Origin of the sequence: Demequina lutea (assembly GCF_013409005.1) — a bacterium.
GTDB classification, from domain to species: domain Bacteria; phylum Actinomycetota; class Actinomycetes; order Actinomycetales; family Demequinaceae; genus Demequina; species Demequina lutea.
Genome location: NZ_JACBZO010000001.1, coordinates 908,543 through 931,022, shown reverse-complemented (window position 1 = coordinate 931,022; position 22,480 = coordinate 908,543). Strand labels below are relative to the sequence as shown.

General features: G+C 66.7%; 19 protein-coding genes. 8 read left to right on the top strand and 11 right to left on the bottom strand.

Annotation, left to right across the window (positions count from 1 at the left end; all coding sequences use genetic code 11):
- Positions 1-36 precede the first annotated feature (36 nt).
- Genes BKA03_RS04550 through mtrA form a run of 3 tightly spaced genes read right to left on the bottom strand, consistent with a single transcriptional unit; the run spans position 37 to position 4,060 of the window.
- The gene (locus tag BKA03_RS04550; RefSeq protein WP_062074445.1) at positions 37-1,746 is read right to left on the bottom strand and encodes an LpqB family beta-propeller domain-containing protein; all 1,710 of its coding nucleotides are present in this window, start codon (positions 1,744-1,746) and stop codon (positions 37-39) included.
- Complete coding sequence (gene mtrB / locus BKA03_RS04545) at positions 1,743-3,380, bottom strand: MtrAB system histidine kinase MtrB (RefSeq protein WP_062074446.1); 1,638 nt, start codon at positions 3,378-3,380, stop codon at positions 1,743-1,745. The genes BKA03_RS04550 and mtrB overlap by 4 nt, the downstream gene beginning before the upstream one ends.
- Positions 3,377-4,060 (bottom strand): MtrAB system response regulator MtrA, encoded by a 684-nt coding sequence (gene mtrA, locus BKA03_RS04540; RefSeq protein WP_062074447.1) that lies wholly within the window; start codon positions 4,058-4,060, stop codon positions 3,377-3,379. The genes mtrB and mtrA overlap by 4 nt, the downstream gene beginning before the upstream one ends.
- Before the next feature lie 111 nt (positions 4,061-4,171).
- Between mtrA and BKA03_RS04535 the strand changes: the two genes are divergently transcribed.
- Genes BKA03_RS04535 through BKA03_RS04515 form a run of 5 tightly spaced genes read left to right on the top strand, consistent with a single transcriptional unit; the run spans position 4,172 to position 9,567 of the window.
- Positions 4,172-5,296, top strand: coding sequence for a DUF7847 domain-containing protein (locus tag BKA03_RS04535; protein WP_062074448.1), 1,125 nt, complete (start codon positions 4,172-4,174; stop codon positions 5,294-5,296).
- The gene (locus BKA03_RS04530) at positions 5,297-5,926 is read left to right on the top strand and encodes a DUF4129 domain-containing protein (protein WP_062074449.1); all 630 of its coding nucleotides are present in this window, start codon (positions 5,297-5,299) and stop codon (positions 5,924-5,926) included.
- Positions 5,923-7,125, top strand: coding sequence for a DUF4350 domain-containing protein (locus BKA03_RS04525; protein WP_062074450.1), 1,203 nt, complete (start codon positions 5,923-5,925; stop codon positions 7,123-7,125). Before BKA03_RS04530 ends, BKA03_RS04525 begins: the two co-directional genes overlap by 4 nt.
- On the top strand, positions 7,122-8,270 hold the full coding sequence (locus BKA03_RS04520) for an AAA family ATPase (protein WP_083971288.1): 1,149 nt from the start codon (positions 7,122-7,124) through the stop codon (positions 8,268-8,270). Before BKA03_RS04525 ends, BKA03_RS04520 begins: the two co-directional genes overlap by 4 nt.
- 4 nt (positions 8,271-8,274) lie before the next feature.
- Positions 8,275-9,567, top strand: a complete 1,293-nt coding sequence (locus tag BKA03_RS04515; protein WP_062074452.1) for a DUF58 domain-containing protein — start codon at positions 8,275-8,277, stop codon at positions 9,565-9,567.
- A 58-nt stretch (positions 9,568-9,625) separates the two neighbouring features.
- Here BKA03_RS04515 and BKA03_RS04510 read toward each other — a convergent pair whose 3' ends face one another.
- On the bottom strand, positions 9,626-10,621 hold the full coding sequence (locus BKA03_RS04510) for a stage II sporulation protein M (protein WP_062074453.1): 996 nt from the start codon (positions 10,619-10,621) through the stop codon (positions 9,626-9,628).
- A gap of 34 nt (positions 10,622-10,655) precedes the next feature.
- Here BKA03_RS04510 and BKA03_RS04505 point away from each other — a divergent pair, with 34 nt between their 5' ends.
- Positions 10,656-11,483, top strand: a complete 828-nt coding sequence (locus tag BKA03_RS04505; RefSeq protein WP_062074454.1) for an RDD family protein — start codon at positions 10,656-10,658, stop codon at positions 11,481-11,483.
- A 44-nt stretch (positions 11,484-11,527) separates the two neighbouring features.
- Here BKA03_RS04505 and ahcY read toward each other — a convergent pair whose 3' ends face one another.
- Genes ahcY through BKA03_RS04485 form a run of 4 tightly spaced genes read right to left on the bottom strand, consistent with a single transcriptional unit; the run spans position 11,528 to position 15,742 of the window.
- On the bottom strand, positions 11,528-12,967 hold the full coding sequence (gene ahcY, locus BKA03_RS04500; protein WP_062074455.1) for an adenosylhomocysteinase: 1,440 nt from the start codon (positions 12,965-12,967) through the stop codon (positions 11,528-11,530).
- A 30-nt stretch (positions 12,968-12,997) separates the two neighbouring features.
- Positions 12,998-13,906: a cation diffusion facilitator family transporter gene (locus tag BKA03_RS04495; protein ID WP_062074456.1), complete on the bottom strand. Its 909-nt coding sequence runs from the start codon at positions 13,904-13,906 to the stop codon at positions 12,998-13,000.
- The gene (locus BKA03_RS04490; protein WP_062074457.1) at positions 13,907-15,325 is read right to left on the bottom strand and encodes a phosphomannomutase/phosphoglucomutase; all 1,419 of its coding nucleotides are present in this window, start codon (positions 15,323-15,325) and stop codon (positions 13,907-13,909) included.
- Between the two features lie 54 nt (positions 15,326-15,379).
- On the bottom strand, positions 15,380-15,742 hold the full coding sequence (locus tag BKA03_RS04485) for a DUF3499 domain-containing protein (protein WP_062074458.1): 363 nt from the start codon (positions 15,740-15,742) through the stop codon (positions 15,380-15,382).
- Positions 15,743-15,812: 70 nt separating this feature from the next.
- Here BKA03_RS04485 and BKA03_RS04480 point away from each other — a divergent pair, with 70 nt between their 5' ends.
- Positions 15,813-16,214 carry a metallopeptidase family protein gene (locus tag BKA03_RS04480; protein WP_062074459.1) on the top strand — a complete coding sequence of 134 codons (402 nt, stop codon included), beginning with the start codon at positions 15,813-15,815 and terminating at the stop codon, positions 16,212-16,214.
- Positions 16,215-16,279: 65 nt separating this feature from the next.
- Here the strand turns inward: BKA03_RS04480 and BKA03_RS04475 are convergent, their stop codons facing one another.
- Genes BKA03_RS04475 through BKA03_RS04465 form a run of 3 tightly spaced genes read right to left on the bottom strand, consistent with a single transcriptional unit; the run spans position 16,280 to position 21,018 of the window.
- Positions 16,280-17,596: a DUF5719 family protein gene (locus BKA03_RS04475; RefSeq protein ID WP_152649491.1), complete on the bottom strand. Its 1,317-nt coding sequence runs from the start codon at positions 17,594-17,596 to the stop codon at positions 16,280-16,282.
- Positions 17,593-20,676, bottom strand: coding sequence for a glycosyltransferase family 2 protein (locus BKA03_RS04470; protein WP_062074461.1), 3,084 nt, complete (start codon positions 20,674-20,676; stop codon positions 17,593-17,595). The genes BKA03_RS04475 and BKA03_RS04470 overlap by 4 nt, the downstream gene beginning before the upstream one ends.
- Before the next feature lie 27 nt (positions 20,677-20,703).
- Entirely contained in the window at positions 20,704-21,018 is a 315-nt protein-coding gene (locus BKA03_RS04465; RefSeq protein ID WP_062074462.1) for a WhiB family transcriptional regulator, read from the bottom strand.
- A 205-nt stretch (positions 21,019-21,223) separates the two neighbouring features.
- Here BKA03_RS04465 and BKA03_RS04460 point away from each other — a divergent pair, with 205 nt between their 5' ends.
- Positions 21,224-22,438 (top strand): LCP family protein, encoded by a 1,215-nt coding sequence (locus BKA03_RS04460; RefSeq protein ID WP_062074463.1) that lies wholly within the window; start codon positions 21,224-21,226, stop codon positions 22,436-22,438.
- Positions 22,439-22,480: the final 42 nt, after the last annotated feature.

The following is a 22,480-nucleotide window of genomic DNA, read 5'->3' as shown; positions in this document are numbered from 1 at the left end:
GCGGATGTGCGCGGCGCCTAGAGCCTGGGGACGACGTCAGCCCGCGAACGCGACTTCCGAAACGTTCGATGCCTGTATCTTCCAGTCGTTCCCATAACGGGCGACGAGAGTGTCGCCCTCGCCCACGGCCAACAAGGTCGGCACGCCGTTTCGGGCCGCAATGGACATCGCGCCGACCGGGGCCGTCACATCGGTGGTCCAGCCGCCCACCGCCACTACCGAGATGCGGCTGGAATCGGCTCCTAGTGCGGCGACGGACACGTCATCGAGCCACGCGAGGTCAATGGAGTCCGGCACTGCGGGGCCAAGCGCTAGCGTCGCGCCGAGGGCGAGCGGCTCGCCCGCGCTTCCCCTCACGACGGCCATGACCTCGAGGACCTGCACCCCGCTCGCGCGACTTAGTACGGCCACCCTCGCGCCATCACGCGAGACCGCAAGCGCCTGTATCGTCCGGCCCTCCAATTGGGGTGCCGCGAGTTGCGTCACGGCGCCGTCCGGCCCCGCGACCGTGATCGTGCCGTCGGAGAGCGTCTCGGTCGTCCACAACCATCCGCGCAGGTCGAATGAGGGCGCCACGAGGTTGCGGCCCTCCACGATCGTCTTGGTGGGGACGACGGGGCCGCCGGGCGCGTCCGGGTTCGCCGGTGGAGCCTCAAGCACATGCGCGTCCGACAACGCGGTCGACGTAACGATCGAGCCATTGACAACCATGGCCACCCTCTTGGCGTCGTACGAGAGAGCCAGCCCGCTCGCCCCAACAGGGACCACTCCCACATCGGCTGGTGTGACCTCCACCTTGTCGCCATTCCACATGCCGAGCCGCCCGTCCGCGATCACCGCGGCACGCTCGTCGGGAAGGGCCGCGACCTTAGGGGCAGCGGAGTCGTCACCCGCAAGTGGCAAAGCCCCGACGGTCGTGACAACTTCTTGAACGGACGGGAGTTGCGTCAAAGTCAGGCGCAACTGCTCCGCCGCGAGCGACCGTTGTGCCGCATCGCCAGCCGAGCCCGCGGCGAGCGTGACCTTCGCCACGCCGTTCTCGACCACGACGGCATCCACATTGAGCGAGGAGCCGGGAGGAAAGCCGGTGTTTACCGCATCGGCGAGCCATGGGGACGGCCCCTTGACGAGTTCGCGGGCGGTAGCAGTCGCGATCTGGTCGTTGCTGGGGAACCACCGCAATTCGGGAACGAGCGTGGCGTTGTCCTTCGACACGAAGAGCAACTTGACGGGACGGTAGTAGCGGGCGAAGTCCGCCGCGGACATGACGATGCCGTCGTCGAGACCCGAGATGCGCGAGTTGCCGTCGTTGTCGGTCGTGACGGTGAATTCGAGGGTGCTTTGCTCGTCGGACGACGCCTCGACAAGGACGCCGTCCGCGTTTACCCGCGCCGCAACGGGAACCTTGTACGTGGCCGTGCGCTTCGCCTCATCAAAGCCGAGGAAGACCTCCCTGGAGTCGAAGACCGTGACTTGCGCGAGCGGATCCCAACCGCTGCTGGCGGCGGGAGTCAGATACTCCCTGGCCACGTCAAAACCGTTCACGGAGCCGCCCGAAGCCGCCGTCAGGAATCCCTGCACGATTGCGGTAGGCGTGGCGCCGGGTGTGGGACCAGGAAGAATCGGCGAAAAGTCATTGGGGGCCGAAACATCCGTGACACCCTTTTCCACCGGACCAGAGGTGGGGATGGCGGAACAGGCCGCGAGCGCGAGGCATGCGAGCGTGGCAGCGATGAGACGCTTCATCGGTCCAACTCCTCTACGCCAAGTGTGACGCGCTGTGCGACGGCGGGGAAGTCGTCGACGTCCATGTTGAGCGGCAAGGGTTCCCTCACCCCGAGCCCTCCCGAACGGCGCGGGAGCATCAGCCGGAACGATGCGCCCTTCCCTGGGCTGCCCCACGCCTCAAGAGCGCCGTCGTGAAGTTGGGCGTCTTCGCGCGAGATCGACAGACCCAAACCCGTGCCACCCATCGTGCGTGCACGGGCGGGATCTGCGCGCCAGAATCGGTCGAAGACCCGAGCGGATTGAGATGGAGTGAGTCCCACGCCATAGTCGCGCACCACGACCGCTACGGTGCGCGAACTCGACGCGACCGCCACGTCGATCGGCTGGCCCTGGGCGTGCTCGATCGCATTGGACAGGATGTTGCGAATGATGCGGCCAACGCGCGGGACGTCCATCGACGCAGTATTTTCTCCCTCGCGCACCCAAAGCCTCAGCTCGATTCCCTGCTCGGCTGCAGCGGGGACCAGGCCCTCGAGTTGGTAGCGGACCACCTCTGCCAGGTCGTGGTTCTCGAACTCGAGCTGGGCAGCTCCCGCGTCGATGCGCGAGATCTCCAGTAGGTCGGCCAGTAAGGACTCGAAGCGGTCAAGTTGGGTCGCGAGAAGTTCCGCGGACCTGCCGACGGAGGGCTCGAACTCGCGGCGGTGTTCGTGCAGGACGTCAGATGCCATGCGAATGGTCGTGAGGGGCGTACGCAGTTCGTGCGAGACGTCGGAAACGAAGCGGCGCTGCAGCCGCGACAGGTCCTCCATGCGGGTGATCTGGCGCTGAAGCGAACTCGCCATGTCGTTGAACGTGGTGGCGAGGGTCGCCATCTCGTCATTCCCGCGCACGCGCATGCGTTCCGAAAGGTGCCCGTCTGCCAGCCGCGATGCGATCCTGGCCGCCGTGCGCACCGGCCGCACCGCCTGGAGGGTGACCGTCCACGTCATGAAGAGGACGAGGCCGACGAGCACGCCCGCCCCGAGTGCGAGCACGTTCTGAATCAGGCCCAGCGTGGCCTGCTCATTCGCCAGCGAGTAGACGAAGTACAGCTCGTAGTCTCCAGCAGATCGCACCCTGAGGGGCGCGCCGACGACGACCGCGGGGATATCCGTTCCTGGCATGACCGCGAACTGCCAGAACTGAGACCCGCCGGGCACGATCGACTCGCGCAGCGACTGCGAGATCGCGGAATCGAGCGGCGAGCCGGACTGGGATAAACCGAATGTGGTGAGGAAGACGGGGAATGTGTTCCCCGGCGCCCTCAGCACCGCCACGCTACGCCCGACGGCGCCCAGCTGGATGGACGCCAACTGGTCGTTCACGAGTCGCTGCAGTTCGTCGGGGGTCTCCGCCGTCGACGCCTCGATTGCCGCCTGGGTTCCCGCGACATCGCTCGCCGATTCGGACAGGATTCCCTCGACCCGCTTGTCGACAAGCCCGTCGCGAATCTGCGTCGTAACGTAGGCGCCGATACCCGCAACCGCAACCAGTCCCACCACGAGCGTGGATGTGACGACCCTGAGCAGCATCGACCTGGTCCAGCGCCTCCACAAGGTGCGCAACGGCGCACGCAACATCATCCCGACGGCGCGCGTGGTGGGCTTCACGGCGTGTAGCCGCCTGCTTTGTATCCCACCCCTCGCACGGTGAGCACGATCTCGGGGTTCTCGGGGTCACGCTCGATCTTGGCGCGCAGGCGTTGGATGTGGACATTGACCAGCCTGGTGTCGGCGGCGTGGCGGTATCCCCACACGTCCTCGAGCAGCACCTCGCGCGTGAAGACCTGGCCCGGGTGCCTCGCGAGGGTCACCAGCACGTCAAACTCCAGCGGGGTCAGTTGGATGACCTCGCCGTCGCGCGCCACCCTGTGGCCCGTGACATCGATCTCAAGTTCGCCGATGCGCACCACACCGGGAGCACCGTTGTCATTGCGGCGCAGCCTGGCGCGGACCCTCGCAATGAGTTCGCGCGGCTTGAATGGCTTGGGAATGTAGTCATCCGCGCCCGATTCCAGGCCCAGAACCACGTCGACCGTGTCCGACTTTGCGGTGAGCATGATGATGGGCACTCCGGACTCTGCGCGGATCTCCCGGCAGATGTCGATGCCCGACTTACCAGGCAGCATCAGGTCAAGCAAAATGACGTCCGGCTGTTCCGCCCTGAAGATCGCGACGGCGTGGTCGCCATGGTCACAGAACACCGGATCGAATCCGTCGGCGCGCAGGACGATGCCGATCATTTCGGCAACGGCGGGATCGTCGTCGACCACCAAGATTTTCGCGACCATAGCGCCATGATGCCACGCACTCCGCATGCGTCGTCGCAAACATGGCAAGAATGGCTCCCGTCGGCGTGCGCGCGCGTGGCAAGATGGGCAAGACATCAGCGAGGAGGGGACATGGCCGACAACAGCGCGTCGGGCAACGAGGCGTGGGCCTCTCCCGAAGGCGGGCCACAAGGTTGGGCCTCTCCCGAGACGGCGGGCAGCGGTGCCCCCATGCCTCCAACGCCCGATGGCGGATGGCAGGCGAACGATCCCGTTGCCGGCGCCGCGACTGGCCAGCAGTACCCCTACCCGCCGGCCGGCCCCAACGCGGCCGACGCTTACTCGCGTTACAAGCCGGGAATCATCGTGCTGCGGCCGCTCGGCTTTGGCCAGATTCTCGATGGCGGCATCAAGGCTCTTCGCCACAACCCCAAGGTAATGATCGGTCTCAACGGCGCGGTCACGTTGGCGGCCACGGTGGCCATGTTCGGGCTCGGCTACCAGTACTTCAGCAGTGCCTTCTCCTTTGACACCTCCGCGAACAGCCAGACGTTCTCCCCCGGTTCGATCATCAGCATGGTGGCGGGCTACCTTGTCGCGACGCTCCTGTTGACCATGGTCACCGTCATCAGTTCGGTGTCGGTGGGCCGCTCGGTCATCGGCGACGTGATCACCCCTCGCGACGCCTGGAAGCGGTCCATGCGGCGCATGCCAACCGTGCTCGCCATCACACTGCTGATGTTGCTCGCGATCCTGCTCGGCTATGCCGTCGTCGCCGGCCTCGTCATCGTGTCCGCGCTTGTCGCAACGTGGCTGGCGATCGTCGTCGGCCTCCTCGGCGTTTTGGGCTTGATCGTCCTGTTCGTATGGCTCGGAATCAAGTTGTCGATCACCCTGCCCGCGTCGGTGTTGGAACGCCTTGGTCCGGTCGCATCGATGCGTCGCTCGTGGCGCCTCACCACGGGCCGATTCTGGATGATCCTCTCGGTGCTGTTGGTGGCGACCATCATCACGAGCTTCATTCAGAGCTTCGCTTCCGCTCCCGTGTACATGATCATGCCGTTCATGTTCCTCAACTCCGACTCGCCTCCCGCCGGCCTCATGCTCGTGGTCCTGGCCGTCGCGTCGTACGTGGGCATGTTGGCGTCCACCGTGTTTGTCGCGTCGGTGACGGCCGTGGTCTACACCGATCAGCGGATGCGACGTGAAGGATTTGACCTCGTGCTCGCCCAAGCCTCAGTTCGCCAGGGCGCGTAGATGCGCTTCTCGATTCCGGTGACGCCCGATCCGGACACCGCTCGACAATGGGCCCAGGATGAGCTTTCCAAGTCGATCTACCAACACGGCGAGTCTCTCGCAGACCGGCTCGGGAGCTGGTTCTCGGACCTGATGAATAAGCTGCTCAACGCGGGCTCGGGAGGTTCGATACCGCCCGTGGGTTACCTCCTCGGCGCGATCGTGCTGATCGCGCTCATCGTGATCGCCACCCGAATTGCGATTCCCGCGGCTCAGCAGCGGCGGCGGCGAGGCACCGCGGTGCTCTTGGCCGACGATGCCCGTACGGCCCAGCAAATCCGTGACGCCGCACAAGCGGCCTCCCGAGCTGGCGACCACACCGCGGCGACACTCGAATACTTTCGCGCGCTCGTGCGAGGTTGCGAAGAGCGCGTCGTCATTGACGATCGCGCGGGCCGCACCGCTCGCGAGGCCGCCATAGACATCGCCGCCTCGATCAACCTACATTTCGCCCAGCTCCGCGCAGCCGCCCAGACGTTCGATGCGCTCCGCTACGGCCACCGCGTCGGAACGGCGGAGGACTCCTCACGCATGAAGGACCTCGAGGCCGTGGTGCGGGGAACTCGCGCGGTCCACCTGGTGGCATCATGACGCTCCATACCTTGCCTCCAGGGTTTGTGCTGGGAGATGGGTCGACAGCGGGAGCCGCGGCCCGCAGCGGTTGGCGGCGCTTCGGGTGGATCATCACGTTGGTGGTGGTGGCGTTGCTGGTTCTCGCGTTCCTGGTCTTCACCAAGGCGCCGACGTCGACCGCGCCGCTGAGCACCAACAATGCCCAACCGGCGGGCGCGCGGGCTCTCGCCGAGATTCTGCGCCAGCAAGGCGTCGAAGTGACAGAGTCCTCGACCCTGTCGGGAGCTTCCAAGGCGCTGGGCGCGGATGGCACGCTCGTCATCGCTGGCTACTCGATCCTGGACACGGATCAGATCACGTCGATCCTTGCCTGGCCCGGCCCGGTGATCTGGCTGGCACCCAGCGACTACGACGTGCCCACCATCGTGCCAAGTACCGTACCCGCCGCAGACGCGTCTTCCGCGATCGTCTCCGCAGACTGCTCGGTGCCGGCGGTACAGCGAGCCGGCGACCTGAACGCTCCCGGCGGGCGCTACGCGACGATGTGGAAGACGCCGTCCGTGACCACCTGCTACGCGACCCCTTCCACCGGGGATTCCATGATGCTGCAGGTCACTCGCGACGGTGCGAGCCCGATGACAGTGATCGGCGCACCCAAGTTTCTGACCAACCAGTATCTTGCCGACGAGGGCAACGCGTCGCTCGCGCTCAACCTGCTCGGTAGCACGCAACACCTGGACTGGTACATGGGTACCCCCTACGACACGTCGACTCTGGGCATTAACGGCCAGAGCGGCGTCGTTCTCAGGGCGCCCGCTTGGGTCAACGCGGCAGCACTCGCGGCGGCCCTCACCTTCTTCATGGCGGGTCTGTGGAGGGGCCGACGCCTGGGCCCGCTCGTCACCGAGCCTCTTCCCGTCGTGGTGCCCGCCTCGGAGGCCACCACGGGGCGTGCACGCCTGTACCGGCGAGGGCGCGCTTCTGGGCACGCCGCCGCCGCGTTGCGCGCCGGCTCGGCCAGACGGCTCGCACAACGCCTGGGCCTCGGCCCACACGCGGACCGTGCCACCATCACGTCCGCCGTGGCCGCATCATCGGCGACCGATGCCGCAACGGTAGATTTCCTGATCTTCGGCCCGCCGCCACGCGACGAGGCCTCCATGCTTGATTTGGTACGGCGCCTAGACGCCCTTGAAAGTGAGGTTGATCCCACGTGACCGAGACACCCGAGACCCCGCAACACGAAGGCGCGGCAGGCCCGGCATTCCAGCCTGCGGTCGGAACCGACCATTCCGACTATGCACTGCCGACCTCGCCGAGCCCTGTATCGAGCCCTGAGCCGAGCCCGGAGTCGAGCCAGTTGCCGAGCCAGGGGCCGAGCCAGGGGCCGCGCGGGCCCGAGGCGCCGCGGTACTCCGATCTAGTGACCACCCTCGCCAACATTCGCTCCGAGGTGGGCAAGGCCGTCGTGGGCCAGGACGCCGCGGTCACCGGCCTCGTCATCGCGCTGTTGTGCCGCGGCCACGTGTTGCTCGAAGGCGTCCCCGGCGTAGCGAAGACGCTTCTCGTGCGCGCGCTGGCCCAGTCCTTGGCCCTCGACACCAAGCGCATCCAGTTCACGCCCGACCTCATGCCGGGAGACATCACCGGCTCGCTCGTCTACGACGCCCGCACCGCAGAGTTCCACTTCCGCGAGGGCCCCATCTTCACCAACCTGCTCCTCGGCGACGAGATCAACCGCACGCCACCCAAGTCGCAGTCCGCGCTGCTGGAAGCCATGGAAGAGCGTCAGGCGACCATCGACGGCGTGCCGCGACTGCTTCCGGATCCGTTCCTCGTGATCGCCACCCAGAACCCCGTCGAATACGAGGGCACGTACCCCTTGCCCGAGGCTCAACTCGACCGCTTCCTGCTCAAGATCGACCTGCCGTTGCCGCCACGCGACATCGAGATCGAGGTACTGCGTCGCCACGCCAACGGCTTCAACCCGCGCGACCTCGCGGCGGCCGGGGTCCACCCCGTCGCCACCGCTGAGCAGCTCGCCGCCGCACGCGCCGAGGTGGCACGCGTGCGGGTAGACGACGCCGTGCTCGGGTACATCGCCGACGTGTGCAGGGCGACCCGCTCCGCGCCCTCGACATCACTCGGGGTCTCGCCGCGTGGGGCAACCGCCCTGGTGGCCACCTCGCGCGCATGGGCCTGGCTATCGGGCCGCACGTTCGTCACTCCCGACGATGTGAAGACCCTCGCCGGGTCGACCCTTCGCCACAGAATTCAGCTACGTGCGGAGGCCGAGCTCGAAGGTGTCACGGCCACAAGCGTTTTGGACAGCGTGCTCGCGTCCGTTCCCGTACCGCGCTGAGCCGATGTTCATCTCCTGGCCATCGGTCGCTCTGCTGGCGTGTGCCGTGCCGCTCGCCATCGTCACGGCGCGCCCCGAAACGGTCTGGGCTTGGCTCGTGCTCGTGCTCGTTGCCGCAACTGTCGACGTCGCGCTGACGCCGTCACCGCGGAAGCTCGCCGCCCGACGCACCCTTGAGGGCTCCGTCCGGCGTCTCGAGGAGACCACCAGCACCATCTTTGTCGTCAACCCCACGCGAAGGCATGTGCGCGGCCTGGTGCGGGACGCGTGGCAACCATCGGCCGAGTCGACCGGGGAGCGCCACGAACTCGACCTGCCGCCAGGGGAGATGCGCCGCATGCGGACCAGGCTCGCACCATCGCGCAGGGGCGACATCCACGCGGGCCCCGTCGTGGTGCGCGTCAACGGACCCCTGCACCTCGCCGGTCGCCAGCTGTCGATTCCCGTTCCAGCCACCCTGCGAGTCCTTCCCGAGTTTGCCTCGCGACGCCACCTGCCATCGCGGCTCGCACGGCTACGCGAACTCGACGGGCGCAGTGCGGTGCGGGTACGGGGTGCCGGTTCCGAATTCGACTCGTTGCGCGAATACGTGATTGGCGACGACGTTCGATCGATCGACTGGAGGGCAAGCGCCAGACGGTCCGACGTTGTCGTCAGAACGTGGCGTCCGGAACGGGATCGGCGCGTCCTCATCCTGGTCGACACCTCCCGCCACGCTGCCGCACGTGTCGGAGACCAGCCTCGCATCGACACCTCCATTGAGGCGACGCTGCTGCTCGCTGCTCTGGCCTCCAAGGCCGGCGACCGGGTCGAAGTGATCGCGTTCGACCGCACCGCGCGCACCCGTGTGCGAGGGCTATCGGGCCCAGCGATGATGGCCGCGCTCGCTAACCAGTTGGCGCCGTTGGAGCCCCGACTCGTCGAGGCAGACTGGACCGCCGCGGCGTCGATCGTCGATCAGGCCCTCGGCCAACGCGCGCTTGTGGCGGTGCTCACCAGCATCGACCCGGCCGCGATCGAGTCGGGCATGTTGCGCGCCCTCAGGCCCCTGGCGAGGAAACACCAGGTGGTCGTGGCATCCGTTGATGATCCGGACGTGCTGGCCATGATGTCGCTTCGGAAGGATGTTCTCGACGTCTACGGAGCGGCCGCAGCGACTCGCTTTGACCTTGAGCGCAAGGGCGTCTCGGAGCGACTGCGGAAGAGCGGAATCGACGTGGTGTCAGGCGGGCCCGAAGAGATCGCACCGCGACTCGCGGACCGGTACCTCGAACTCAAGGCCGCGGGCCGGCTCTAGTCCCTTTTTAGGTACGGTCGCCTGCTAGGTACAGTCCCCTGCTAGGTACAGTCCCCCGCTAGCCGCTCGTGGCAGCGATGGCCTCGCGTGAGCCCTCGTCCACATCGCCGGTGAAGCCCGCGCGCCATGCCCTGCGTCCTACGACCAGGACGTATACCCAGAATCCCGCCAACGCGGTCACGCCGATGGATATCTTCACGGGCCACGGCAACGCGGAGCCGGTCACGAAACCCTCAATGGCCCCGGAAACGAGCAGGACCAGCACAAGACCAAGAGCCACACCGAACATCGCGCGGCCCTCCTCCGCCATCGCCCGCAGGCGTGGCCGCGGTCCGGGCGCCAATATGGTCCAAAACAGTTTGAATGCGGCGGCCCCTGCCACCCACACCGCGGTCAGTTCGAGGAGTCCGTGGGGTGCGATCAGTTGGAAAAAGATACCGAGGTAGCCGAACTCGTGCATGATCGCGGCCGCGTCGCCGATGCCCACCGCATTCTGATATTGGACATAGAGCGGCACGACACCGGTGAAGGATCCCGCGATGGTCATCGCCGCCACCCACGCATTGTTCGTCCACACCTTGCCGAAGAAGGACAACGATGGGTTCTCGGAGTAGTACGACGCGAACGCCGTCTGCGCATACTGCTGGCGATCCGCCTCGGAGCCCAACTGCGCGAGGACCTCAGGGTGGCCCGCCGTGTGGAAGCCCACCGCGATCGCCACCGCGAAGAACGCGACCATGGTGGCGACCGTCCACCACCGCAACCGATACAGAGCTGCGGGGAATCGCCACGCGAGGAAGCGCGCGAACTCGCGCCACACCGGCTCCCTCGCTCCGGCGAGCGATGCCCGTGAGCCCGCGAGCAACACGGAAAGCCTCGACACGGTCGCGGGGTCGGGCGCGCTCGAACGCACGACGGCGAGATCGGTAGCGGTGTGCTGATACAGGCGCGTGAATTCGTCGGCCTCGGCACCGGTCAGGCGCCTCGTCGAGCCGAGCTTCTTGAGCCTTTGCCACCGCGGCTCGCGCACCGCAGAGAACGCGTCCAGATCCATGCCCCTACCTTGCCACAGGCGCTAGGGTGCATAGGTGGCCACTGGTGACGAAACGATTATCGGTGAGGGCGTCGCCCTCGACACCGCGGCGGCATCCCTCGGCTCAAGGGCCGCGTCGGCGCTCCTCGACGCCCTCGTCCTGGGTGCCGTCTACTTCGTCGCCACCATCGTGATGGCCATCGTCGTGCCGCACACCCTGGACTTCGCTGCCGTCACCACGCTCTACTTCACGGAAGCCCTTGCCGTCTTCGTCGGCATTCCGGTGGTGTTCGAGACGCTTACCCGAGGCAAGAGCGTGGGCCGCTATGCGCTCGGCCTGCGCATCGTTCGAGACGACGGTGGGCCGATCGCCGTGCGTCAGGTCGTGGTGCGCGCCCTCGTGGGCGTGATCGAACTGTGGCTGACCGCCGGGTCCATCGCGCTGATCGCCTCCGCCTCCAATTCACGCGGCAAGCGCGTCGGGGACATGCTCGCTGGCACCTATGCGCTGCAAACGCGCGCGGCGAGTGCCCAGCATCTGCCCCTGACGGTGCCATTTTCCCTGAGCGGATGGGCGCGCGTGGTGGACATCCGCCGGCTTCCCGACGGGCTTGCGCTGGAGGCCAGGCAGTTCCTCACTCGTGCCTTGGCCCTGCATCCCTCGTCCCGGAGGCACATGGGCGAGAGCCTGTCGGCCAGGATCGCACCGCACGTGTCGCCCCTCCCGCCGGAGGGCACCCACCCCGAGACGTTCTTGACGGCGGTGCTGGCCGTGCGCCGCGATCGAGAATACGCACTCGAGATGCGGCAACTACAGGCCGACTCCGCACAAGCCCTCGCCGTGCACCAACTGCCGCATGGCGTGCCCGACGTCGCAAACTAGCGCACGACGCAACGACTGCCTGAGGCGGTCAGTACCGTCGGCCGTCAGTACCTGTAATGGTCCGCCTTGAACGGACCCGCGACGGGGATGCCGAGGTAGTCCGCCTGGCTATTCGACAACTCGGTGAGGCGCACTCCTAACGCGTCGAGGTGCAGGCGCGCCACCTTCTCATCGAGCTGCTTGGGCAGGCGATGCACGCCCAACGGATAGGCGTCGAGGTTGACCCACAACTCGATCTGCGCGAGCACCTGGTTGGCGAAGGACGTCGACATGACAAAGCTCGGGTGCCCCGTCGCGTTTCCGAGGTTCATCAGCCTGCCCTCGCTCAGCACGATGATCGAGTGGCCGTCGGGGAACGTCCACTCGTCGACCTGGGGCTTCACGGGCTGGTGCTTGGCTCCCGAGCGAGACAGCCCCGCCATGTCGATCTCGTTGTCGAAATGCCCGACGTTGGCCACGATCGCCTTGTCCTTCATCGCCACCATGTGTTCGATGCGGATGATGTCCTTGTTGCCCGTCGTGGTGATGAAGAAGTCGGCGCGGGACACGTAGTCCTCGACGCGCGTGACCTCAAAGCCGTCCATCGCCGCCTGCAGGGCGCAGATCGGGTCGACCTCGGAGATCACGACGCGGGCACCCTGGCCGCGCAACGCCTCGGCCGCTCCCTTGCCGACGTCACCGTACCCGCACACGAACGCGATCTTGCCGCCCATGAGCACGTCGGTGGCCCTGTTGAGGCCGTCTGGAAGCGAGTGGCGGATGCCGTACTTGTTGTCGAACTTGGACTTGGTGACCGAGTCGTTCACGTTGATTGCCGCAAAGAGCAGCTCGCCGCGTGCGTGCATCTGGTCCAGACGGTGCACGCCCGTCGTGGTTTCCTCGCTCGTGCCGACGATGCCAGCGGCCATGCGCGTGAAGCGAGTGGGGTCGGACGCCAGGGAGCGGCGTAGCACCGCACGCATTCCCTCCACCTCGAGGTTGTAGGCCGGGTCCTCCTCGTCAAGCGGGGCGGGCACCGAGCCGGCCTTCTCCGCCTTGACCCCCTCGTGAACGAGAAGCGTCGCGTCGCCGCCATCATCGAGGATCATCGTGGGGCCGTCGAAGCCCTCCCACGTGAGGATCCTGTCCGTGTAATCCCAGTAGTCGGCGATGGTCTCGCCCTTCGTGGCGAAGACCGGCACTCCGGCGGGGGCGGAGTACGTGCCAGGGCCGACGACGATCGCAGCCGCGGCCTCGTCCTGGGTCGAGAAGATGTTGCACGACGCCCATCTGACCTCGGCGCCGAGCGCGGTGAGGGTCTCGATCAGGACGGCCGTCTGCACTGTCATGTGGAGCGATCCTGCGATGCGGGCGTTCCCCAGCGGCTGCGCCTCGCCAAACTCTGCGCGCAAGGCCATGAGGCCCGGCATCTCCACCTCCGCGAGGCGAATTTGGGTGCGACCCGCCTCAGCGAGGGCGAGGTTGGCGACGACGTGCTCGGTCATGTGGAACTCCTTGGGTCAAATGCGCGGGGGTTACCGGCGCACGTCTGGTTCTAGGTAGATAAGGCGCGCGGCAGGGACCGCCGTTCGGATGCGAGCCTCGGCGCCGTCGACGAGGTCGGCGACCTGTTGCGCGGTGAAATCGGCGGGCACGCCGACCTTGGCCGCAACCAACACGTCGTCGGGCCCCAAGTGCATCGTGCGCAGGTGAATGACGTCGCCGAGCTCTGACTCTGCCAGGGCGGCCCGAATCGCGGCCACGTCCTCGGGAGTGGCCGACTCCCCCATGAGCATCGACTTGGTCTCGCGGCCAAGAACCACCGCAATGGTGCACAACAGTGCGCCGATCAGCGCGGTGCCTGCCGCATCCCAGAGGCCATTGTGGGTGATGAGGGTCATGGTGACCCCGAACAGCGCAAATACGAGGCCCAGGATGGCGCCCACGTCCTCCAAGAGGATCACGGGCAGTTCTGGAGAGCGAGACTTGCGCACGAAGGCGGGCCACGAAGCCTTGCCGCGCGTCTTGTTGGACTCGACGACCCCCGTTCGCAACGAATATCCCTCGAGCCCGACCGCGATCACGAGGACAACGACGGGGACCCACGGCCACGACTCGATCGGCTCCGGGTGCTGAAACTTGTGCCAGGCCTCATACAGTGCGAACAGGCCACCCAGCGAGAAGAGGACCACCGCCACGAGGAACGCGTAGTAGTACCTGGCGCGCGAGTAACCGAAGGGGTGCTGCGTGTCTTCTTCCTTCTTGGCCTGCTTGCCGCCCAAGAGCAAGAGCAACTGGTTGCCCGAGTCGGCCACCGAGTGGATGGCCTCGGCAAGCATCGATGACGCGCCCGTCAGTCCAAAAGCCACGAATTTGGTAAGGCCGATGCCCAGGTTGGCGCTGAGCGCCGCGACGATCGCCTTTCTTCCGCCCTCGGTAGACACTTAACTCGACCTGATCGCCGCGAGCACCCCGTCGCGAATCCGTTCCATGACCGACTGCTCCGCCGCCTCGACGTTGAGCCTGAGCAGCGGTTCCGTGTTGGAGGCGCGCACGTTGAACCACCAGCGATCTCCCTCGTCGGACCAGTGCGTGAACGTGAGCCCGTCGAAATCGCCGATGACCACGCCGTCGCCCGCAAAACCCTCGCGGACCCTCGCGAGCGCCTCGGGCACCGACGCGACGCGCGAGTTGATCTCGCCGGACGCCGCGTACGGGTCGTGGGCCTCGAGCAGCTCCGATAGCGGGCGGTCGCTCTCGCCAAGTGCGGCGAGCACGTGCATGGCCGCAAGCATTCCCGAGTCCGCAAAGTAGAAGTCACGGAAGTAGAAATGTGCCGAATGTTCGCCGCCGAAGATCGCGTTGAGCTCCGCCATCTGGGCCTTGATATTCGAGTGGCCCACCTTGGAACGGACAGGGTTCGCACCGGCGGCCGAGAGCTGTTCGGGAACCGCCCGCGAGGAAATCAGGTTGTGAATGATCGTGGCGGTGCGCCCGACGGCGGCCTCCCTGGCCGTCTCCCGTAGCCCCACCAGGCAGGTGATCGCCGAGGCGCGCACGATGTGGCCCTTTTCGTCCACCGCGAAGCACCTGTCGGCGTCTCCGTCGAAGGCGAGGCCGATGTCGGCGCCGTGTTCAAGGACGGCGGCCTGCAGGTCACGCAGGTTCTCTTCGTCGAGCGGGTTCGCCTCGTGATTCGGGAAGGTCCCGTCCAGCTCGAAATACAGCGGGATGATCTCAAGGGGAAGCTCCGGAAGCCCTGCGGCGGTACCCAGAACGGCGGGGACGGTGTAGCCCCCCATCGCGTTCGCCGCGTCGACGACGACCTTCAACGGACGCCCGTGACCCAGCGGGACGAGCGACCTCAGGAACTCCGCGTACTCCACGAGCATGTCGCGCTCGGTCACCGTGCCTGCCGTTTCGGCCGTCTCGAAGGGCTCGACAAGGTAGCGGGACGCGAGCGCACGCACGTCACCAAGCCCCGAGTTCTCGCCCACTGCGCGGGCGCGCGAGCGGCACATCTTCATGCCGTTGTATTCGGCGGGGTTGTGGCTCGCGGTAATCATCACCCCTGGCAGATTGAGCATTCCAGAGGCGAAGTACAGTCCGTCCGTCGAGCACAGGCCCACGTGGATGACGTCCACTCCGCGCGCGGAGAGGCCGGCGGCGATGGCCGTGGCGAGTCCAGGCGAACTGTCACGCATGTCATGGCCGATCACTACGGTGCGCTCGGAGTCGGGCAACACGATCGCGTCCGCAAAGGCGGCGCCGATCGCCTTGGCCACGTCGTGCGTGAGGTCCTCACCGACCACTCCGCGTACGTCGTAGGACTTGATAAGGCCGCTCAGATCTGGGAAGTTCACGCCCCAAGAGTACCGAAGCCTGGCCGCCTTCGGGCGCCCAGGCCAACTGAGACCTCAGGCCTCCGAGGAGACGACGCGAAGGTGGCCTCGGCGGGGTTCCGATGCGAGAGAGGGCCGAGGCTCCGCGATCGGCGCTTGGGCCACGGGCCGGCCAGCCTCGCGAACGGCCCTCGCGAGCGCGTCCAAGTCATCCGGCGACGGGCCGTTGTCTTCGAACTCCTGCTGAATGTGAACGACGTCCCAGCCGCGCGGAGCCGTGAACCGCTCCGCATGGTGGGCGCACAGGTCGTAGCTGTGCGGCTCCGCCTCGAAGGACAACTGACCCACGACAACGGTCGAGTCTGCGTAGACGTACGTGAGAGTCGCCACCGCGGCGCGCGAACACGCGGTCTTGGTGCACTGCCTACTCGGGATCACACACGCGACGGTACCCGCGATCCAGTGCGCGCTACGTGAACCACGCCGCGACGCGAGTTAGGGTCGAGTCATGAGGAGAGATGCACACGGCAGGGGAATGCGAAGGCCCCTCTTGGCCGTAGCGCTCCCCGGGCACCGCACCCGGTCGGAGCGCTTCGACGAGATCGTGGCCGACGCCTCCGAGCGGCTCGCGACCCGCTGGAGTTCGCAGTGGGGTTCACTCGAATTTGGCGTGGAGGACGTGCCTCCCTCCGATCCCGCGCCATGGGAGCAAGGGGTGCCCCTCGGGAGGGTACTTCCGGGCGAGTACGGGGCGCCCACCCGCGTCGTGCTGTACCGCCGGCCGGTAGTCCAGCGCGCGGGCGAAGAAGAACTCCCCGGGCTGGTGCGTGACATCTTGGCGGAGCAAGTGGGTCACCTCTTATCGATCCGTCCCGACGAGATCGACCCCGACTATGGGGCCGCCGAGTAGCCGCACCGCGATCTCATGAATCGCGACAGTCCGTGCGAGAACTCGCGAGCCGGTCGAGTGCGCCCCTAGCCGCCCGCAGGCAGGTGCGCGGCCACGACGGTCGCGGTGAGGCTCTTCTGGCCCACGTCTACCGGTTCGGAAGAGGTGAGGTACCCGGCATCGGACTCCATGACGAACGCCCACGCGAACTCACCCGTCGTGCTCAACACGGTTCCGGCAGGTGCGGGCACATCGAGCCATTGGACCGTGCGCGCCGTAAGGTCGGCCTCCGCGACCGTCGCACCTCCGGAATCCTTCACGACCACGTGTGCGTCCGTGGGTGAGTAGACGGCGATCCGTGCGCCTTCAAGCGGCAGGACACCCGTGAGAGTGCCCTGGCTCACGGCCTCGCCGGCCACCCACATGTGGTCGTATGCGACGTCCCCTTGGATTGCCTCGCGCGGCGTGCGCGGCACCACTGTGCGCGCGGAGGCCAGCACCGCGCTGTCCGCTCGGACCTCGATCGCGCCCGCGAGCCCCTGCGGCAGGTCGATGTCGGTGACGACCCCCGGCTCTAGCGCCAGCGCGTGACCCACGGACCACGGCTGGACTCCCTGGTCAGAAACCAACGACAGTTCCACCGATGCGCCCTTCGGAGCCATGAGTCTCAAGGTCACCGTGGCGCTCGGATTCTGAGCACCCACCGCGGGGATCACGAGCGTCTTCGCCAGGTCACTTGGCGTGACCCATTCGGTTCCAGCCGGTTGGAAGCCTTCCAGTCGCGAGTCTTGAAGATCCGCTACGACACCAGGTCCTGTCGCCTGCACTCGGACCACCATCGCGGGCAATTCGGCGACAACCGCCTCGAGAAGCTTGTTGACCTGCCCCCCGGGCGCCACCGCGACGACAAACGCGTTCTGCACCTGGCCGAGCGGCCCGTACACCGTCACGGTGGCCTCGGTGGGGGCGGCGCTGGGGTTAGCGAGTACCAGTCGCGCGCTCGAACCAAGGGAGGTCGATCCCCCGACGAGCCACTGATCCAGTTGCGCCTGTCCACATGACATCGCCGACCAGCCCTCAATGTCGCCGTCGCCGATGCGCTCCACTTGGGCGGCAACCGGTGCCACAGCAACCTCGCCATCACCTTGCGGAGACGTGGGCGCTGGCGCGTAGACGTTGTAGGTGCGCTGCGTCGGTTGGGAGGCAAGGTCTCCTCCCGCGCCGACGTTGCCTACGGGCACGCGTTGCGGTCCGGGGCACGCGACAACAGGCGCGGGCGGGGCAATGGAGAACGTGGAACTCGATGGCGTGGCAAGGCTCGCTGGAGACGCCATATAGGCGGCGAACGCCCCTGCCGCTGCGACGAGAACGACAACTATTCGCGTCACGATCCTGGCGATCATGCCGCCACCTCCGAAGACCTGCGCAAGGGCACCGCGCCGAGGAGCGCCCAAGCGACTGCCACGGCACTCGCCCACCACCACCACCGCTGTGCGGGGTCTCTGTACGCGTAGGACACGTTCGATGCCCCCGCAGGAACCGCAAACGCGGCGCGGCCGAGAGCGTCGTTCACGGGCTTCAGCGCCGAGCCCTCTGCCCACGCCTGCCAACCCTTGCCCGCCGGCACCGCGATCACGAGGGTCCCGCCTGTAGCGAAATCTTGGCTCAATGAGCCCTCGGTCGCCGTTGAGCGCAACGCGACCTTGGAGCCGTTCGTCTCGACCCACGCCCGCGATGCCGTGCCACCTTCGATGCGATACGCGGTTCCGCGCTCGGAGTCACCGGCCAAGGTCAACGACCCATTCTGATCCAGAGCGCTTCGGATGCGGTCTCCTCCCGGCGTGACGACGATGGCGCCGATGCCCCACGCGGTCAGCGCGTCGAGTTTGGCTTCCCCCGAACGGCTCGCATCCGCGACGGTTTCCGCGATCGACGAGACAGCCGCAGAGGCCTCGCCCGACGTTCCGAGCGGTTCGCCCGTCGGCCCCAGGTCCGTCCTTCCGATCGCTTCGCTCGAACCGTCGTGACTCAGCACCGTGTACGCGATCGTGCCGTCGTCTCGCTGATCAAGAACAAGCACGCGTTGGCGGTACGGACCCTCTTGGTCGAGCGGCACCGCCAGGGGAAGCACCGTCGAGGCCGCTACCGTTGCCGATCCGCGCACCGCTCCGGGCCACGCCATGAACACGACTGTCGCAAGCGAAGCGCCCACGGCGAGAGTTGCCAGGGAAGCGCCCACAACCCTGCCCACCGCGAAGCGCCTCCCGATGAGGCCCCGCAATGCACCGTCGGTGCTCAACGCCGCCACGAGGGCTCCGAGCACGACGAGTGAGGATCCCGCCCCCGGCCACCCGCTAATGGCGCCAGCGCCCGCGTTGTCAGACCAAGCGACCGTCGACGAGGCCGACCACCACGAGACGCCGAAGCCAATCCCGACGAGTGCTAATCCAACGGCTGCCGAACGCCACGCCGACCGGGAAAGCAACGCGGCGAGTGCCGCGACGATCAACACGCATGCGCCCACCCGGCCGATCACGCCGGCGCCATGTATCAGGGGAGCCCATCGGCCCGTATCGGACAATCCCATGGCGACTCGCCACGCGTCTCCTTGCCAGGAGGCGCCCGGCCCAGGCTCGCGAGCGAGGATCGACAAGGCGTCGGTCGGATGAGATACGTAGCGGGCCGCAGCGACGAGGCCAGGGAGGCCGACGACAACCGGAACGCTAATCATCCCCCCGAGACGACGCCGCGAACTGCTCGCCGCCGCGCCGAGCACCACAATGACCACAATCACCGGAATCAGCAACACCGGCTGGGCCACCGTCGCCACCGTGAGAGCGAGCGCGGTTGCGAGCCCCGCCGACGCAGACGCGGGAGCAGAATCGAGCACCTCGCGATCCCTCACCAGTTCACCGCGGCGCCAACCCGTCGCTCGCGCAAATGCGTCCGCTGCGATGGCGAGCGCAATGTGCGCGATCACGGGTCCGACCCTGCCGTCGAAGATGGCCGCCAGGAACGGCGGCCACAGCGCAAAGACCAGGGCTGCGGACCCGCGCATCCACGATCCGCGCGTGGCGTGCCCCGCGGCCCTCCACGCCGCGAGCGCCGCGATGAGCGGCGCGGCGATCAGGAACACGCCGAGCGAAACCCTGAGGCCCCCAGGAAGCGCCGCAAGCGGCGCCATGAGCCCGGCGAACGCCCCGTCAATTCCGGGAGAGCCAAACCCTGTATCGGACCATCCAGTCCAAGCGCGCGACCACACCGCTCCTGAGCTGAGCGCCGTGCTTCCGATTCCTGGCCCGGTGATCATCTGCCCCCCGGCAAGCGCGCGGATCCAGCCGATGCCAAGAGCCACCGCCGCCCCCGTGGCCACGATGGCCACGAAGAGAAGGCTCAGTCGGTGTGTGGCACGGGAGCTGTCGAGTTCGGCCCGCAACAAGTCGCTCGGGACGTTCGCTGCCCGTGATCGCTCGAATACACCGAGTTCGCGCTGACGCACCGCGTCCATGACCAGCTTGGGGCTCGCAAAGAGTCTGGGCTCGATCGCTCCCCTCGCCCCCGCGCGCCGATGGGCCGCCACGGTACGCGCGATCGCGGGAAGCCTGCGAACCAGGAGTGCGGGAACCGCCAGTTCCGCGAGAGCGACGCGAGGCACGTTCTGTGCGATCCGGACAGGGACCCTGACGACCGCGGAAAGGGGAACCAAGATCACGAGCACGGGCACGAGCCACCAGGGAGCCCAGGCGAACGCATGGTGCCAATCGCTGACTCGCCTGCGGGCGTGGGTCGATGCGCGCCCCCTTCCTGCTGATCGCGCGCCGTACAACGAGGCTTGAGCGTGTCGGACGAGGGCCGACGGGTCGACAACCACATCGAGGCCGCTCGCCCACGCCCGCCTGCAGAACTCGAGGCTGTCACCGAATCCGTCGTAGCCGCTATCGATGCCTCCGAGCCGCTCGAACGCCTCGCGCCTGATGAGCGCTGCGGCGAGGGATACGGCCATGACATCTTCGCGCCAATCGTGTTGGCCTTGATTGATGTCGTCCTCGACCACGAGCGGTATGCGTCGTGCACCGATTCGCGAGACGGTGGTGCCGAGGTTGACCAACCGGGAAGTGTCGCGCCACCGGACGTGAGCCGCGCCAACAATTGCTGCCCGCGGGCGTTTACCCATGGTCGCCACGAGGCGGCCTAGGGCGTCCGGAGCGGGGGCGACATCGTCGTGAAGTAGCCACAAGAGCTCGCCGTCACGCGCGGATTGCGCCTCAAGCACCTCGTCGATTGCCGCAGCGTATGTGCTCGCGGACGAGGTGAAAACGTCCACGTCGAGACCGAAAAGATCGGAGGGACCCGCGCCGTCGACCAGGACCAGATGGAACTGGGATGGCGGGTAGTCGGACGCGGCGATCGCGGCTAGCGCGGTCGGAATGTAGTCCGTGCGACCGTCGGTGACAAGCACGGCCCTCACAAAGGGCGTGCTCATGAAGCTTGTGGGTTCCGCCGCGGCACCCTAGACCGCGCGGCGCTTGAGCTTGCGACGCTCCCGCTCGGACAACCCACCCCAGATGCCGAAGCGCTCGTCATGAGCCAAGGCGTACTCAAGGCACTCGGAGCGCACGTCACAAGAGGTGCACACCTTTTTTGCCTCGCGTGTCGATCCGCCCTTTTCGGGGAAGAATGCCTCAGGATCGGTCTGCGCACACAGCGCACGATCCTGCCAGCCGAGGGGCCCGTCGCCCTCCACCGAGAAAATGTCGACGACCGAGGCAATTTTGACCTTCGTGCCCGCATCGGACGGGAGGGAGCCCGTATACAAATTCCACATATGCCCATCCTCCGATCGATGCCGGGGTGTACCCCGCTCGCACTGAATTACACCGGTGTAATCCGCGTCCGTCAAGTCGAATGTAGCGCACACGGCGTGTTGATGCACGGGAAGGGGCATCTAGGCCCAACCGAATCGACTTCATAATCGTTGTGAGGTTGAGGCACTTACACTATGAGACTGATGCAAGCCGGAGAGTAGAACCATGACCGAACAGACCGACGTCCACGTCAGACACGCCGCCAAGAGACCTGGCCACCCGGTCCTCAAGGGCATCACGTGGCTCGTGGCGGCGACCGCCGGCTTTGGCCTGGTGTTCGTACAGACCTACAAAGCACAGGTCGAATCGCACATCACGACCGAGGACATTGCTCCCCTGCTCGGGCCCAACCGCCCCGCCGCGGCTCTCCCGCCAGCCGATGGATCATCTGGCGCCGCCGTCAATATCCTGCTGATGGGCTCCGATTCCCGTTCGGGCGCCAACGCCGCCATCGGCGGCCAGGACGGCGGCCAGCGCAACGACACGACCCTGCTCATGCACGTCTCCGCGGATCGAACCCGCATTGACGTGGTGTCGATTCCCCGCGACACGATCGTCAAGGTCCCCACGTGCGACCGTTCGGATGGGTCCTCCCAGTTGGGTTGGACAGCCATGTTCAACGTGGCCTTCGCCAACGGCGCGGCGCACGGCTCGAACGCCGATGGCGCGGCATGCGTGATCAAGACGGTCGAGTCGCTCACAGGCATCCACATCGATCACTTTGCCGTCATCGACTTCGTCGGCTTCCGGGACATGGTCGATGCCGTCGGAGGCGTGCCGGTGTGTATCCCCGTCAAGTACGCCGACCCGTTCTCGGGCACGTACCTGAACCCTGGACCGCAGGTTCTCAATGGCAGCCAAGCAATCGCGTATGTGCGCATGCGCCACGGGATTAACACGAGCGGCTCCGACCTCGACCGCATCAAACGCCAGCAGGAATTCCTCAAGAACCTGGCCAGCAAGGTCCTGAGTGCCCAGATGCTCTACCGGCCCCAGGACGTCACCAACTTCATCAAGGCCGTTGCTAACTCCCTGACGGTCGACCCCGACCTGGGCAACCTCAACTACGTGGGTGGGCTCGCGTACTCCCTGCGCAGCCTCAATCCCTCGACCGGGATCACCTTCGCCACGGCTCCGGAAGAGGCATACCCTCCGGACCCCAAAAACAGGGTCCAATTCAGCGGCAAGGCCAAGGCCGTGTGGCAGGCCATCATCGCCGATCAACCGATCGCTCCGCTGCTCGATTCCCAGTCGAACTCCCCCGCCAACACCGCCCCCGCGGCAGGAACCGCGGTGGCTCCCACGACGGGAACCGCCACCGGCGCCGCAACCGTGGATCCGAATAGCCAAGCCGGAATCCTCGCGGCTTGCGGCTCATAGGCAGATTGCATCAGACGGGTCGCCGTGGGGCCGGCTCTCGAG

Coding starts and splice junctions, on each gene's coding strand:
- mtrA (WP_062074447.1), bottom strand. CDS start 4,060: ATGGTCGCGAAAATCTTGGTGGTCGACGACGATCCCGCCGTTGCCGAA.
- BKA03_RS04530 (WP_062074449.1), top strand. CDS start 5,297: ATGCGCTTCTCGATTCCGGTGACGCCCGATCCGGACACCGCTCGACAA.
- BKA03_RS04465 (WP_062074462.1), bottom strand. CDS start 21,018: ATGTGGAATTTGTATACGGGCTCCCTCCCGTCCGATGCGGGCACGAAG.
- ahcY (WP_062074455.1), bottom strand. CDS start 12,967: ATGACCGAGCACGTCGTCGCCAACCTCGCCCTCGCTGAGGCGGGTCGC.
- BKA03_RS04550 (WP_062074445.1), bottom strand. CDS start 1,746: ATGAAGCGTCTCATCGCTGCCACGCTCGCATGCCTCGCGCTCGCGGCC.
- BKA03_RS04475 (WP_152649491.1), bottom strand. CDS start 17,596: ATGATCGCCAGGATCGTGACGCGAATAGTTGTCGTTCTCGTCGCAGCG.
- BKA03_RS04480 (WP_062074459.1), top strand. CDS start 15,813: ATGAGGAGAGATGCACACGGCAGGGGAATGCGAAGGCCCCTCTTGGCC.
- BKA03_RS04510 (WP_062074453.1), bottom strand. CDS start 10,621: ATGGATCTGGACGCGTTCTCTGCGGTGCGCGAGCCGCGGTGGCAAAGG.
- BKA03_RS04525 (WP_062074450.1), top strand. CDS start 5,923: ATGACGCTCCATACCTTGCCTCCAGGGTTTGTGCTGGGAGATGGGTCG.
- BKA03_RS04470 (WP_062074461.1), bottom strand. CDS start 20,676: ATGAGCACGCCCTTTGTGAGGGCCGTGCTTGTCACCGACGGTCGCACG.
- BKA03_RS04535 (WP_062074448.1), top strand. CDS start 4,172: ATGGCCGACAACAGCGCGTCGGGCAACGAGGCGTGGGCCTCTCCCGAA.
- BKA03_RS04515 (WP_062074452.1), top strand. CDS start 8,275: ATGTTCATCTCCTGGCCATCGGTCGCTCTGCTGGCGTGTGCCGTGCCG.
- BKA03_RS04460 (WP_062074463.1), top strand. CDS start 21,224: ATGACCGAACAGACCGACGTCCACGTCAGACACGCCGCCAAGAGACCT.